The 12,499-nt window shown below is 64.9% G+C and carries 15 protein-coding genes; 9 read left to right on the forward strand and 6 right to left on the reverse strand.

Annotated elements, in window-relative coordinates; genetic code table 11:
• Window positions 1-157: 157 nt before the first annotated feature.
• The 4 genes from DR039_RS10135 (at window position 158) to DR039_RS10150 (ending at window position 3,309) form a co-directional block, all read left to right on the forward strand.
• Window positions 158-655, forward strand: a complete 498-nt coding sequence (locus DR039_RS10135; RefSeq protein WP_111837255.1) for an S-ribosylhomocysteine lyase — start codon at window positions 158-160, stop codon at window positions 653-655.
• A gap of 187 nt (window positions 656-842) precedes the next feature.
• The gene (locus DR039_RS11340; protein ID WP_170166936.1) at window positions 843-1,280 is read left to right on the forward strand and encodes a pyridoxamine 5'-phosphate oxidase family protein; all 438 of its coding nucleotides are present in this window, start codon (window positions 843-845) and stop codon (window positions 1,278-1,280) included.
• A gap of 230 nt (window positions 1,281-1,510) precedes the next feature.
• Window positions 1,511-2,395: an alpha/beta fold hydrolase gene (locus tag DR039_RS10145; RefSeq protein WP_111837257.1), complete on the forward strand. Its 885-nt coding sequence runs from the start codon at window positions 1,511-1,513 to the stop codon at window positions 2,393-2,395.
• A gap of 158 nt (window positions 2,396-2,553) precedes the next feature.
• On the forward strand, window positions 2,554-3,309 hold the full coding sequence (locus tag DR039_RS10150; protein WP_111837258.1) for a CDP-alcohol phosphatidyltransferase family protein: 756 nt from the start codon (window positions 2,554-2,556) through the stop codon (window positions 3,307-3,309).
• Window positions 3,310-3,393: 84 nt separating this feature from the next.
• On the opposite strand, the gene DR039_RS10155 is transcribed toward DR039_RS10150, so the two are convergent.
• Entirely contained in the window at window positions 3,394-4,098 is a 705-nt protein-coding gene (locus DR039_RS10155) for an acyltransferase (RefSeq protein WP_111837259.1), read from the reverse strand.
• 185 nt (window positions 4,099-4,283) lie between these two features.
• Between DR039_RS10155 and mtnN the strand changes: the two genes are divergently transcribed.
• The 3 genes from mtnN to DR039_RS10170 all read left to right on the forward strand — a co-directional run bounded on the left by mtnN (window position 4,284) and on the right by DR039_RS10170 (window position 6,979).
• A complete protein-coding gene (gene mtnN / locus DR039_RS10160; protein WP_229116942.1) occupies window positions 4,284-5,090 on the forward strand; it encodes a 5'-methylthioadenosine/S-adenosylhomocysteine nucleosidase in 807 nt (268 codons plus the stop codon).
• Between the two features lie 99 nt (window positions 5,091-5,189).
• A complete protein-coding gene (locus DR039_RS10165; RefSeq protein WP_111837260.1) occupies window positions 5,190-6,338 on the forward strand; it encodes an AAA family ATPase in 1,149 nt (382 codons plus the stop codon).
• Window positions 6,335-6,979, forward strand: a complete 645-nt coding sequence (locus tag DR039_RS10170; protein WP_111837261.1) for a DUF4276 family protein — start codon at window positions 6,335-6,337, stop codon at window positions 6,977-6,979. Before DR039_RS10165 ends, DR039_RS10170 begins: the two co-directional genes overlap by 4 nt.
• A gap of 129 nt (window positions 6,980-7,108) precedes the next feature.
• On the opposite strand, the gene DR039_RS10175 is transcribed toward DR039_RS10170, so the two are convergent.
• Window positions 7,109-7,417: a thiamine-binding protein gene (locus DR039_RS10175; RefSeq protein WP_111837262.1), complete on the reverse strand. Its 309-nt coding sequence runs from the start codon at window positions 7,415-7,417 to the stop codon at window positions 7,109-7,111.
• A gap of 173 nt (window positions 7,418-7,590) precedes the next feature.
• On the opposite strand from DR039_RS10175, the gene DR039_RS11345 reads away from it, so the two are divergent.
• Window positions 7,591-7,746, forward strand: a complete 156-nt coding sequence (locus DR039_RS11345) for a hypothetical protein (protein ID WP_170166935.1) — start codon at window positions 7,591-7,593, stop codon at window positions 7,744-7,746.
• On the opposite strand, the gene dnaB is transcribed toward DR039_RS11345, so the two are convergent.
• Window positions 7,737-9,077, reverse strand: a complete 1,341-nt coding sequence (gene dnaB / locus DR039_RS10180; protein ID WP_229116954.1) for a replicative DNA helicase — start codon at window positions 9,075-9,077, stop codon at window positions 7,737-7,739. The two genes, DR039_RS11345 and dnaB, sit on opposite strands and share 10 nt — an antisense overlap.
• A gap of 478 nt (window positions 9,078-9,555) precedes the next feature.
• Between dnaB and DR039_RS10185 the strand changes: the two genes are divergently transcribed.
• Window positions 9,556-10,956, forward strand: coding sequence for an MATE family efflux transporter (locus tag DR039_RS10185; RefSeq protein ID WP_111837354.1), 1,401 nt, complete (start codon window positions 9,556-9,558; stop codon window positions 10,954-10,956).
• A 126-nt stretch (window positions 10,957-11,082) separates the two neighbouring features.
• Here the strand turns inward: DR039_RS10185 and rplI are convergent, their stop codons facing one another.
• The 3 genes from rplI to DR039_RS10200 form a co-directional block, all read right to left on the reverse strand.
• A complete protein-coding gene (gene rplI / locus DR039_RS10190) occupies window positions 11,083-11,538 on the reverse strand; it encodes a 50S ribosomal protein L9 (protein WP_111837263.1) in 456 nt (151 codons plus the stop codon).
• Between the two features lie 14 nt (window positions 11,539-11,552).
• Window positions 11,553-11,789: a 30S ribosomal protein S18 gene (rpsR, locus tag DR039_RS10195; RefSeq protein WP_026426343.1), complete on the reverse strand. Its 237-nt coding sequence runs from the start codon at window positions 11,787-11,789 to the stop codon at window positions 11,553-11,555.
• A gap of 100 nt (window positions 11,790-11,889) precedes the next feature.
• Window positions 11,890-12,462, reverse strand: coding sequence for a single-stranded DNA-binding protein (locus DR039_RS10200; RefSeq protein ID WP_111837264.1), 573 nt, complete (start codon window positions 12,460-12,462; stop codon window positions 11,890-11,892).
• Between the last annotated feature and the right edge of the window lie 37 nt (window positions 12,463-12,499).

Genomic DNA, 12,499 nt, shown 5'->3' on the forward strand with positions numbered 1-12,499 from the left:
TGATGGCTTCCGCTTGGGCGGCAGCGCAGCTGGTGATGCCGTGGAGCAGCACCAGTGTGGGGTCGGCGGGGTTGCCGGCGGTGATGCGGGCTAGGGCTTCGCAACTGGATGTGGGCATGTGCTGATTGTGCCTGCGACGGCGTCGTAGCCTGGGGGCATGAGTGATCACAGCGAGTCCTACACGGATACGGACGGTCCCCGCATGAATGTGGAGTCCTTCAACCTGGACCACACGCGCGTAGCGGCACCCTTTGTGCGCGTGGCCGACCGCAAGCGTTTGCCAGGCGGGGATGAGCTGGTCAAGTACGACGTGCGCTTCTGTCAGCCCAACCGGGAGCATCTGGAGATGCCGACGGTGCATTCGGTGGAGCATCTGGTGGCTGAGCTAATGCGCAACCATACGGACCGGCTAGTGGACTGGAGTCCGATGGGCTGTCAGACGGGCTTTTACGCGCTAACTCTTGGTTTGGAGCCGGCTGAGTTCCTGCCGCTGTTGGAGGCAACCTGCCGTGATGTGCTGGCGGCTGCGGCAGTTCCAGCCGCAAATGAGGTGCAGTGTGGCTGGGGGGCCAATCACTCGCTGGCTGGGGCGCAGGCTGCGGTGGCGGAGTTCCTGGCGGCTCGTGCGCAGTGGGAGACGGTCATTCCGGGGTGAGCTGAGGCTTTTGGGGGCACCGCATGGCACCTGCTGGGGCAGAGCTGTAAGCGGTTCGCCACTTATAGAACCGAGTTATTTCATCTTGGTCAACAATCTTGCAGTTAAGGCGCACAAGCGGTTGAATTATCCGCACGATGGCCCGCTAACCCGGTTGGCCACGTTAACCCCCTGTCAGGATGGAGACATGACCATCCCTAGTGCAATAACGCCGGGAACTATCGACGTTGAGTCGGTTCTCCCCACTATCCCGGTACTTCTCGGCCCGGGCCGTCGTGTGCTGCTCACAACGGTCGACGAGCAAGGTGCCCCGCACACCCGCCCTGTGCTCATGCTCGCGGACGCGGAGAACCGCCGCGGTTACGCCAGCCTATTGACAAAGAAGACCTCCACGAAGGCCCTCGACGTCCGCAGTCACCCGCGCGTGACGCTCTCCGGGTCCACGCCACAGCCCTGCTGGGGTCGCTTCTCCATTGAGGCGAATGCCCGCGTGGTGGAGGTGCCGCAGGCCCTGGGTGGCCCATCGGTGGTGCGTCTGGAGTTTGAATTGCTGTCCGCCCGGGTGTGGGTGATTTACTCCTCGGCGCCGCGCGACAACGAGGTCTTTGAAATTCCTGTGGCCTGAAAGCTGCGCTCCCAGCAGCCTTAGGTCCGGGCGAAATCCGGTCCGAGCCCAGGCTGGTCGCAGCGGATTCCCGCCGCTACCGACCACCCGCTCCGACCCGCAGGCTCCCCGCGCTCCCTTGCCGCAGCCGGCCCAGAGGACTCCGCAGTCCTCTGGGCCGGTTCCGCACCTGGTCCCGCGTAGAGCGGACTCAAAGGGCGCGTTCAGGGTGCGCCGTCTAAAGTTGAGGTGTGAGCACCCTGACTGAAAGCCCGCAAGCGCTGACCCGCGAGGTCTATGGTCCCGCCACGGATGCCAGCGCACCCCTGCTGGTGCTGTCCCACGGGATCACTGACAACGCCGCCTGCTGGGTGGAGGCCGTGGAGCTGTGGACGGCTCAGGGGTACCGGGTGCTGGCTTTGGACGCGCGCGGCCACGGCACTTCGCCGCGCTGGCAGGAGGCGGACCTGGTCTCCCAGGACAGCGCCGGGGAGCGCCTAGCCCAGGATCTGGAGGAGGTCCTAGAGGATGTGCGTGTCAAGGGACTGGCTGGCGAGGGTCCAGTGATGGGTCCCCTCGTGCTGGTGGGGCACTCCATGGGGGGAGTTACCTCCCTGGTGGTGGCGGCGCGCAGGCCAGAGCTGGTGGACGCCGTCGTGGCCGAGGACCCGGCATTCACCACCGCGACTTCGCGCCGCGTACTGCGGCTCACGGCTTTCCAGCGGCTACGCGAGGTGCAGGAAATCGCCAGTGACCCGCAGGCGCGCTTCGCTAAAGAGATCACTGCGAACCCCACCTGGTCACACCGGGAGGTGGCGGCCAGTGTCAAAGGCGTGGTGGATTGTGACCAGGCCTTCTTAAAGACTGGCTGCGTAGGGCCGACGACGCCGTGGCAGGAGGTCGTGGACGCGCTGAGCCTGCCGGTGCTGCTGGTTACCGGCACTGGAGACGACGTCATCATGAACCAGGCGCGACTGGCGGAGCTTCTCAAGCGCAACCCGAGGCTTAGCACCGCGATCATTGAGGGCGCCCCCCACTGTGTGCGGCGCACCTACTCGGGGCGCTTCCACTCGGTGGTGGACCCGTGGCTGCGTTTTCAAACCGCTCAGCACCCTAAGCAGACCGACCTCAGCTAGGTCAGGTACCTGGGCGCGCGCCTCGCGAGGGGAAGTAGGACACAGTCCCATAACCTCCTGTACGCCAAGGCGCCGCAAAGTGCTCGGGCGTCTAGGATTTGCCGAGTCACTGACGGCCAGGCCAGTCCTGCCGCTACCGTCCTCAGGAGAAACAATCCATGGCAAAGGCCCTGGCCAATCGCAGCCAGTCCTGGTCTCAGGTCCACCGCGCCCTAAAGGGTGCCCAGAAAAGCAACCGCAACGCTCCGGCCTACTCGCGCTGGTTCAACCGCCCCCTGGGTGGGGTGTTTGCAGCCACCGGCTTCAAACTGGGCCTAACCCCCAACCAGGTCACTGGCATCAGCGCCATCTTTACTTTCTGCGGACTGGCGCTGCTGGCTACCACCTCCCCCAGCTGGCTGCACGGTGTGAGCGTGGCAGTGCTGCTGGCTCTGGGCTATGCCTTGGACTCGGCCGATGGCCAGCTGGCGCGCCTGCGTGGCGGCGGCAGCCCTGCTGGAGAGTGGCTGGACCACGTCATTGACGCCACCAAGCAGGCTTCGGTGCACTTGGTGGTGGCCATCTTGTGGTTCCGTCACCTGGAGGGCTGGCCGCTGTGGACAGTGCTCGTGCCGCTGGGATTCTCCGTGGTGGCCTGCGTCTGGTTCTTCACCATGATCCTCACCGACCAGCTAGAGCGCGCTGCGGGCACCAAAAAGACCGGGGCGGTAGCCACGGCGCCGCGCACCTCCCTGCTGAACTCGGTAATCGCCACCGGCTTGGACTATGGCTTCCAGGTGGTCACCATGCTGCTGCTGGGCTGGTGGACCGGCTGGCGCTGGTTGTATGTGGCCCTGGCAGCCTTCAACCTGTTGATGCTGCTGGCTCAGCTGGTGCGCTGGTACCGGCGCGTAAACGCCCTGCCACGCCACTGAGGCGCGCTCGGGAGTGAGGCACGCTCGGGCAAACAGCCTGGGCGGCAGTTCTCTGCCGCTAAAGCCTCAGGCCATGGCGAGGCCCTAGGGTCTGCGGCTGCCGATCTTCTTGGCGGGCACGCCGCCATAAATGCCGTAATCCTCGTAGTTCCCTGCGGTGACCACGGCTCCCGCCGCGATGATGACGCCGTTGCCAATGTGCGCGCCGTCCAGAACGGTGACTTTGGCACCGATCCATACGTCGTCGCCCACGGTGATGCCCTGGTGAGTGACGCCCTGCTCGCGCATGGGGCGGGTGGTGTCTGCGTGGACGTGGTTCTCTGAATGGAAGCTGACGTAGTTGCCAATCATCACGCTGCTGCCAATCGTGATGCCGCCTGCTGCGCCGTAGAAGGCGTCGGTGCCCAGGCCGGTGTTGTCCCCCACGCGCATGCCTTTGCCCAGGTGCTCCAGGCTGCCGATGCACTCAATGCGGGAGTTTTTGCCTAGGGCCACGTTGTTGCCCCAGGTGACGCCGTCGGTGCTCATGGCGTCCAGGTAGGCGCCTTGGCCGATGGTGCAGCCGTAGCCGCAGCGGAACTTGGAGGCGCCGCGTAGGCGGGCGCGGCGGCCCAGGAAGATTGAGCGGCCGGTGCCGGTGCGCAGGATGCCGCGGGCTTTCATGGCGGCCCGCTCAGCTAGGACTCCCAGGAGGTAGTTAGCGGGTAGACCCTCGTCGACGTGGTAGTCGTGGCCTTTGACAGCCGCGATCAGCTTGCCCACGCGGCGGGCGGCGGATTTGCTTGCCATATCAATGTTCTTCCGGGGTGGTGTATTGCCTCAGATTAGCGCGCGACTGGACTAGGTGGCGAGTCGGTCAGATGACTGAATGGCTGCGATTCTGCGGCAGTGTCGTCGGGACGGCTGGCCGCCGACAAGGGGCCTGTGCAGGCTGCGCGACTAAACCGTGGCGCGAGGCCGCCTAGGCTCGGGGCATGAGCCTTTCCCAGCCTGCCCAGCTTGCCCAGTCCTGTTCGCCGCGGCCGGTGACGGCGGTGGTCGTGGTCGCCATGCCGGAGGAGGCGGCGCCTTTTGTGGCGGCCTTAGAGCCTTTACCAAGCGCGGCGCCGCTGCCGCCACTGCCTGGCCCGGGTGGGGTGGTGAGCTTGACACTGCCTGAGCGGCCCGGATTGGGGGCTGCAAACCATGCCGGACCACGCGAGCTAGTGCTGGTGCGCAGTGGGATCGGCTTGGTGAATGCTGCCTCTGCGCTGGCCACGGTGCTGGTGGCGGTGCAGCCAGAGCTGGTGATCTCCGCTGGAACTACCGGGGGCCTGGGGCGGCAGGTGGAGGTGGGTGATGTGTGTGTGTCAGATACGCTCAGCTACACCGACGCAGATGCCACCGCTTTTGGTTATGCGCGCGGGCAGGTGCCGGGCATGCCGGTGCTTTATGTCGGGGATTCAGCGGCTCTGGACCTGCTGGCCCAGCGGGCGGAGGTGTTGCGGGGGGCGACGGCGTCGTCTGGCCAGGCGCGGTTGCACCGGGGCTTAATGCTGGCCGGGCAAGCTTTTGTGACGGCGGCGAATGTTGCGGATGCGCGCGAGGTCTTCCCGGCGGCGCTGAGCACGGATATGGAGTCCACGGCTTTGGCGCAGGTGGCGGCGGGGGCAGGGCTGCCCTTCGTGTCGGTGCGTGGGGTGTCGGATTTGTGTGGCCCGGAGGCGGGTCAGGACTTCCACATCGGGGTGGAGGAGGCGGCTACCCGCTCCGCCGCCCTGGTGCTGTCCCTCCTGGCCTGAGGGCGGAGCGCCCAGGGGCTGGGAGACAGTCTGGCAGGCCGTACCCGCCTCGGGTGAGCCCAGACCCTCAGCGGAACTAGGCTGGATACACTCATAAGCATGAGTCGTGGACTGGGGACCTTGAGGGTCGAGGGACTGGCGTCAATCCGTAGCCTCACCTTGGATCTGAGCACGGAGGTGACCGTGCTGATCGGCGCCAACGGCTCCGGCAAGTCGAACCTGGTCAGCGCCCTGGAGTTGGTGGCCCGTATCTGGGACGACTCCTTCCAGGAGTACCTGCAACAGCGTGGAGGCATCAGCAACCTGCTGTTTGAAGACGCCCAGACCCGGGCCAAGCACGTCTTGATTGAACTGACCTCCGACTTCGACGAGGAGGAAAAGCGCAACGGCTATCGGGTGGAGATCACGGAGGACTGGAAGGACGCGGACCTAGCCACTTTGCATGAGTGGCTGCTGTTCCAAGCTGGCCGAGACCGGGAGCGGTCTTTCGCGGAGGCCCTGGGTTCCGGCACCAGCAGTCAGGTCCGCAGCCTGTCCGAGTCGGCGGCTGAAGACAGGCTCAGCGGCTTTGCCAAGTACGTGGGCCCGATCTTGCAAGGGTGCCGGGTCTTCCAGTTTGACGACGTCTCAGCGACCGCACCGGTCAAGAGCTGGTCCACCCTGGGTGACGACCTAGCCTTGCGCTCGGACGCGCAGAATATCGCCGCTTACCTGCACAAGGTCAAGGAGGAGCATCCGCAGCACTACCGGCGCATCGTGACGGCGGTCCGTCATGTTACCCCGTTCTTTGACGACTTTGTGCTGGTGCCCAGCAAGAATGAGCGCATCCGCCTGCGTTGGCGCCAAAAGGGCCTGGACCGGGTGTTCTCAGCGCGTGAGGCCAGCGACGGCACGCTGCGCTTCATCTGCCTGGCGACGCTGCTGCTGGGCCCGGACCTGCCGGCCACCGTGGTCTTGGACGAGCCCGAGTTGGGCCTGCACCCAGCGGCTATTGGCCTGCTGGCGGAGATGACGCGAGTGGCGGGCCGCAATGGTCATAAGGTCATCCTGGCTACCCAGTCCGTGCCTCTGCTGTCCCACTACAGGGTGGAAGAGGTGGTGGTACTGGACCGGGTTGACGGCGCCACCCAGGTCCGTAGGCCGGACCCCGCACAGTTGGAGGGCTTCCTGGAGGAGTACTCCACTGGGAATCTGTGGGAGATGAACCTGCTGGGAGGCCGACCCGCAGCTGAGGGGACCAGCGCATGAGACAGGTGATCGTGCTGGTGGAGGGGCAGACCGAAGAAGAACTGGTCAAGAACGTGTTGGCTCCGGCAGCCTTCTCACGAGACGTCCATCTGGTCCCTTCGGTAGTCATCACGTCAGCGAGCTCCGCAGCAACCCACCGGGGTGGTGGTAGCTGGAAGCACTATGAAAAGCGACTGCGGCACTTTCTGGCTAACCGCCACCTGAGCAAAGTTGGTCTGCTGCTGGACTACTACGCCTACCCCAAGGACGCCCCAGGGCAAGACCTTCCCGGCGGTGGCCCGGACCGGCAGCGAGCTCTGATGGCAGCACTGTGCTCCCAGCTGCCAGACCCACGTTTCCATCCCCTGGTCGTGCTCCATGAGATAGAGGCGCTGGTGCTGGCGGCAATCGACGCTGGCCGCGGTGACGACCTGTTCGAGCCCCTCCCCCTGGCCCGGCTGCGTGAGCAGATCAGCCAAGCGGGCGGCCCCGAGCAGGTGAACGACGGATTGCTGACTGCGCCGTCGAAACGCCTGGAGACGGCGGACCCTCGCTACCTGAAAACCGTCACTGGCCCGCTGCTGGTGGCTGAGGCTGGCTTGCAGGCCGTGCTGGAGCGTTGCCCCACGTTCAGCGCCTGGTGGGAGGACCTCCTGGCCTGAGGGTGGCCTGAGCGGCAGGTGTACGGCAGACCTGTATTACTTCTGTACGGGCAGGCTCCTGTAGCTCCTGTGCCCGCTCACGCCCGCGCAACGCGAGCGCCTGCACCCAAAGCCTGGCTGGCCCGGTGTTTAGGGCTGCTCCTGCAGGTGCTGCTCTACGCGCTCAACCTTCGCGCTGAGCTGGCCGGTCCAGCCGGGGCGGATATCGGCCTTCAGCACTAGGGCCACACGTGGGCTGACCTCGGCCACCGCCTGGCAGGCGGCTTTAACCACCGCCATGCATTCGTCCCACTCTCCCTCCAGGGTGGTGAACATGGAGGTGGTTTCGTTGGGCAGGCCGGAGGCACGCACGACGGCGACGGCGCGGGCTACCGCCTCGCTGACTGAGCCATCTGGCTCGTCGGTGGTGGTCGGGGACACAGAGAAAGCCACAAGCACGCCCCCACCCTAAGCCCCACCCCGGCGTCCGCCCTACGCTCTCGGCAACAATCGCTTCGATTAGGTCGGTTGACCTATTGAAATAGTGAACGTTCAGCTGGCTTGAGATGAGACACTCGTTTTCCATGCCAACTGATTGAGCACAGGTTACCCGGAAGAGGTGAGGGGTCAGCATGGAGCAATACGAATCTGCAGATGGCAAAGTCTTTGACGATGCTGACGTTGAGCGCTGGGCCGCTCAGGCAGAAGCGGGCCTTAAAGGCCTTGAACTCACGCGCACACCTGCACCTTGGCGTGCCACAGCTTCAGCGCCGTCGCCTCACTCGTAATCGGGCTCAGGGGCAGAAACGTCTCGCGCCATATTGGCAAAACGGGCCAGGTGCCCTTGGAAAGCCACCGGAATCGTCTTGGTCTCACCATTTCGGTGCTTAGCCACAATGATGTCCGCCTCCCCAGGACGCTGTTCAGAGTCGTAGTAGCTGGGGCGATGCAGCAACATGATGATGTCCGCATCCTGTTCCAACGAACCCGACTCACGCAGATCACTCATCTGCGGCTTCTTGCCTTCACGCTGCTCCGGGCCGCGGTTCAACTGGGCCACAGCGATCACCGGGATCTCCAACTCCTTGGCCAGCAGCTTGAGCTGGCGGGAGAACTCGGAGACCTCTTGCTGGCGGGATTCCACTCGTTTACCCGAACTCATCAGCTGCAGGTAGTCGATGACCACCAGCCCCAGGTCCTCCTGGTCCTTCATGCGGATGCACTTGGAGCGAATCTCCGGCATGGTCAGGTTCGGGGAGTCGTCAATAAACAGGCGTGCGGAATCCACCGGGTTGTAGGCCTGCGCCAGGTCCAGCCAGTCCTGATCGCTCATATTCAGGCCGCCTCGCAGCTTGGTGAGTTCCACCGCCGCCTCGGCCGCGAGCAGGCGCATCATGATCTCCATGCGCCCCATCTCCAGGGAGAAGTAACAGCTGGTCTTTCCGTGCCGGATCGACGCCGAGCGGCAGAAGTCCAAAGCCAAGGTGGATTTACCCATGGCCGGACGAGCCGCCACAATCACCATTTGCCCGGCCTGCAACCCTCCGGTCAACTCGTCTAGCTCCGTGAAGCCGGTGGGGATGCCGGTCATCTGGTTGGCGTCGCGAGACTGGGCTACTTCAATCTCCAGGTTGACGGCGTCCAGCAGCTGACCGATTGCGATGTAGTCCTCGCTCTGCCGCTTGTGGTTGACGTTGTAGACCTCTGCCTGCGCCTGGTTGACCAACTCCTCGACGTCGCCTGGCTGGGAGGTGTAACCCAGCTGGGTGACGCGGGTACCGGCCTGCACTAGGCGCCGCAAAATCGCCTTCTCCCGCACAATGCGGGCGTAATAACCGGCGTTGGCGGCGGTGGGCACACTCATGATGAGGGTAGACAGGTAGTCCAAGCCACCGATGCGTTCCAACTGCCTGTGTTTAGTCAGCGCATCAGCCACAATCACCGGGTCCACGGGCTCACCGGCGGCGTAGATCTCGGAGATGACGTCGTAGATGGTGACGTGAGCGGGCAGGTAGAAGTCGTCGGCCATCAGCTCGGACTGCACTACGGCGATAGCGTCCTTGCTCAGCAGCATGGAGCCGAGTGTGCAGACCTCGGCATTGAGGTCTTGGGGCGGCATGCGGTCGAAGGCATCAGCCAGGCTGGGGGCGGAGCGCTCCTGAATATCGCCGGGACCGGCGGTGTCTCGCTGTGACGTGGGAGCTCCTGCTCCACTGACACTCATCTGGCCTCCCACACAGTCTCACCAGCGGCACACCCGGACCGGGACCGTCCGCGTATAACGCTGGGCTCGCGACGATAGCGGTGAGTGCTGCTGACCGCAATCAGCAACTTTGGGTCTAGTGTGGACAGCTCTGGGACACCTTGTGGAGATCTGGGGTCAGCTTGGGGAGAAGTGGTGCCTAAGCCTGTGGATTAGTGTGGAGATCACGTTTTGAACACAAGCGACTTACGAGCAACATTCCCCTTGATAGCAAGGATTTCCTCTAACTTTCCCCCACCCAAGAAAGCGTATTGCTAACACTTTGGCTACCTGTGGATAAGTGGACATCTCTGTGGATGAACCTCAACTCCGTGTTGAGAAAACCCATGAGAAACTGCCTCCCAGCCCCCACATCTACCCCAGAAAGGTCACTGTGCACATCTCCCCCAGCCCACTGGACCGGCGCATCCTAGCCCTGGCCCTGCCAGCCCTGGGGGCCCTGGTGGCCGAGCCCCTCTTCGTGCTGATCGACTCGGCCATGGTGGGGCATTTGGGCGCCCAGAGCCTGGCAGGCTTGTCCTTGGCATCCACGGTGCTGACCACAGTGGTGGGTCTCTTTGTCTTCCTGGCCTACGCCACCACGGCCATCACGGCCCGCCTCTTTGGTGCCGGTGAGCGGCAAGCTGGCTTGCGCGCCGGGGTGGACGGCTTGTGGCTAGCGGCCTTCCTGGGCCTGCTGGCAGGCCTGCTCCTGGCGACGACGGCGCCCTGGGTAATCGCTGGTCTTGGTGGCCGGGGGGCGGTGGCAGCGGCGGCAGTCGCCTACTTGCGGACCTCAGCGGCAGGGGTGCCGGGCATGCTGGTGGTTTTCGCGGCCACCGGGACGCTGCGTGGCTTGCTTAATACGCGCACCCCTTTGGTCGTGGCCACCGTAGGCGCAATAGTCAATGTGCTCCTCAATGCCCTCTTCCTCTACGGCCTGGGCTTGGGAATCGCCGGCTCAGGCCTGGGCACGGCTCTGGCACAGACCGGCATGGCTGGGGCCTTAGTGCTGCCGCTGGCCCATGCAGCGCGGGCCGACGGCGTCGCCCTGCGGCCCAGCGGCACCGGCTTGGCCAGTTCCTTAGGCGCGGGCACGCCCTTGCTAGTGCGCACTATCTCCTTGCGCATTGCGCTGTTGACTACGGTCTGGGCGGCCACGCAGCTGGGGCAAGCGCCCTTGGCCGGGCACCAGGTGGTCAACGCCATCTGGGGTCTGGCGGCTTTCAGCCTGGATGCGCTAGCGATTGCAGCGCAGGCCCTGGTGGGCACAGCCCTAGGTGAAGCTGCTGCCGCGTCTGCATCCCCGAAGACCGTGCCGCCGGAGCGTCTAGGCCTGGGGGTAGACGCAGTCCTGCGCCGCTGCCTGGCTTGGGGGGTGGGCGCTGGAGTGGTGCTTGGCGCCCTGGTGGCCGTGGGGAGTCCTTGGCTGCCGCTGCTGTTCACCACTGATCCCGGCGTCGCAGCTGCGGCCCGTCCGGCCCTGCTAGTGGCGGCTACCGCGATGCCACTGGCCGGGGCGGTGTTTTTGTTTGACGGCGTGCTGATGGGGGCGGGTGATGGCCGCTATCTGGCAGGCGCCGGGGTGGTGACTCTGCTGCCCTACCTGCCTGCGGTGGTGGCTGTGGCCCACGGCTGGCCTGCTGGTGGACAGGCCGGTCTGCTGTGGCTGTGGGCGGCTTTTGTTTGGTTGTTCATGGGGGCTAGGGCGGTATCTACCGGCCTGCGAGCCCGCTCTGAGGCTTGGCGCCACTAATCTGCGCCGTCGTCGTCGACACAACCAGAGCTGCGGCCCCGGAGGCCGCCAGCGCGCACGAAGGCCCGCCACCGACTATCCGGTGACGGGCCCTCCTGCTTAAGGCTTATGCCCGATTAGCGGCGCTCAGCGAGCGGGAACGACGTTGACCTCGATCGGGGCGACGACGTCGGTGTGCAGGCGCACGGTGGCGCTGTGACGACCGGTCGACTTGATCGGGGGCACGATCTGGATCTTGCGGCGGTCCACAGCCGGGCCGCCAGCAGCCTTCACGGCCTCAGCCAGGTCAGCGGTGGAGACACCGCCGAACAGGCGACCGTTGGCGCCGCAGGAGGCGGAAACGGTCACGACGTTCTCGGCCAGCCAGGCGCGGGCGGTCTGGGCCTGCTCCAGGGACTCGATGCTGCGCTTGCGGCGCGCCTCGGCCATCTGGTCGATCTGACGCTGCGCGCCCTTGGTCCACGGGGTGGCGAGCTTGCGGGGCAGCAGGTAGTTGCGGGCGTAGCCGTCCTTTACGTCAACGACCTCACCGGCGGTGCCCAGGTGGGCGACGTCGTGCGTGAGAATGAGCTTGGTGGTCATACTTGGGCCTCCAATCAGCGAGCAGAGCTCGAGTAGGGCAGCAGCGCCATCTCGCGGGCGTTCTTCACGGCCTTGGCGATCTTGCGCTGCTCCTGGACGGAGACGCCGGTGACGCGGCGGGCACGGATCTTGCCGCGGTCAGAGATGAACTTCCGCAGGGTGGCAGTGTCCTTGTAGTCAATAACGCCGACCTTGATGGCCTTGACCGGGCCAATCTTCTTCTTCGGCTTACGAAGCTGAGGCTTCGCCATAGTGGTACTCCTTGTTCAGAGCGCCTGAGCGCTCAGTACGAGATTGGTTGATGTGGGTGGGCGCTTAGCGCCCAATATCCGTCCGAATTGCCTGCGCGGATCAGAACGGCGGCTCGTCACCGAAGGACGTTCCCGTGCTCCACGGATCGTCCGCGGCGCCACCAGCCGGGGCGTTATAGGAGGCCTGCTGACCCCCGTTGTAACCGCCACCGTGGTTCTGGTTTCCGTTGTAACCGCCGCCCTGGTAGCCGCCTTGGTTCTGGCTGCCGCCCTGGTAGCCACCACCTTGGCCACCCTGCCCACCAGCGCGTGGGGTGCGGGTGACCTCAGCCTTGGCGTAGCGCAGGGAGGGGCCGACCTCGTCCACCAGCAGCTCGTAAACCGTGCGGCTGGCGCCCTCACGGGTCTGATAGGAACGCTGGGTCAGGCGGCCCTGCACGATGACGCGCATGCCCTTCTTCAGCGAGGAGGTGACATTGTCAGCGGTGTCCCGCCACACCGAGCAGGACAAAAACAGCGCCTCGCCGTCGTCCCACTGGTTTGTCTGGCGGTTGAAAGTCCGTGGCGTTGAGGCCACACGGAAGTTGGCGACAGCTGCCCCATTAGGGGTAAAGCGCATCTCCGGGTCCGCCACCAAGTTGCCGACAACGGTGATTACAGGCTCTCCAGTCATGCTTTCCTCCGTGCTCTCAGGGTCTTCAGACGGTTAG

The sequence above is a fragment of the Actinomyces bovis genome, assembly GCF_900444995.1.
In the GTDB taxonomy this organism is placed as follows: domain Bacteria; phylum Actinomycetota; class Actinomycetes; order Actinomycetales; family Actinomycetaceae; genus Actinomyces; species Actinomyces bovis.

Bases quoted from the DNA above. Each gene is read 5' to 3' on its own strand.
- DR039_RS10200 (WP_111837264.1), bottom strand. From the start codon at position 12,462: ATGACTGGAGAGCCTGTAATCACCGTTGTCGGCAACTTGGTGGCGGAC.
- rplI (WP_111837263.1), bottom strand. From the start codon at position 11,538: ATGACCACCAAGCTCATTCTCACGCACGACGTCGCCCACCTGGGCACC.
- DR039_RS10165 (WP_111837260.1), top strand. From the start codon at position 5,190: ATGAGTCGTGGACTGGGGACCTTGAGGGTCGAGGGACTGGCGTCAATC.
- DR039_RS11345 (WP_170166935.1), top strand. From the start codon at position 7,591: ATGGAGCAATACGAATCTGCAGATGGCAAAGTCTTTGACGATGCTGAC.
- DR039_RS11340 (WP_170166936.1), top strand. From the start codon at position 843: ATGACCATCCCTAGTGCAATAACGCCGGGAACTATCGACGTTGAGTCG.
- mtnN (WP_229116942.1), top strand. From the start codon at position 4,284: ATGAGCCTTTCCCAGCCTGCCCAGCTTGCCCAGTCCTGTTCGCCGCGG.
- DR039_RS10135 (WP_111837255.1), top strand. From the start codon at position 158: ATGAGTGATCACAGCGAGTCCTACACGGATACGGACGGTCCCCGCATG.
- dnaB (WP_229116954.1), bottom strand. From the start codon at position 9,077: ATGCCGCCCCAAGACCTCAATGCCGAGGTCTGCACACTCGGCTCCATG.
- DR039_RS10150 (WP_111837258.1), top strand. From the start codon at position 2,554: ATGGCAAAGGCCCTGGCCAATCGCAGCCAGTCCTGGTCTCAGGTCCAC.
- DR039_RS10170 (WP_111837261.1), top strand. From the start codon at position 6,335: ATGAGACAGGTGATCGTGCTGGTGGAGGGGCAGACCGAAGAAGAACTG.
- rpsR (WP_026426343.1), bottom strand. From the start codon at position 11,789: ATGGCGAAGCCTCAGCTTCGTAAGCCGAAGAAGAAGATTGGCCCGGTC.
- DR039_RS10155 (WP_111837259.1), bottom strand. From the start codon at position 4,098: ATGGCAAGCAAATCCGCCGCCCGCCGCGTGGGCAAGCTGATCGCGGCT.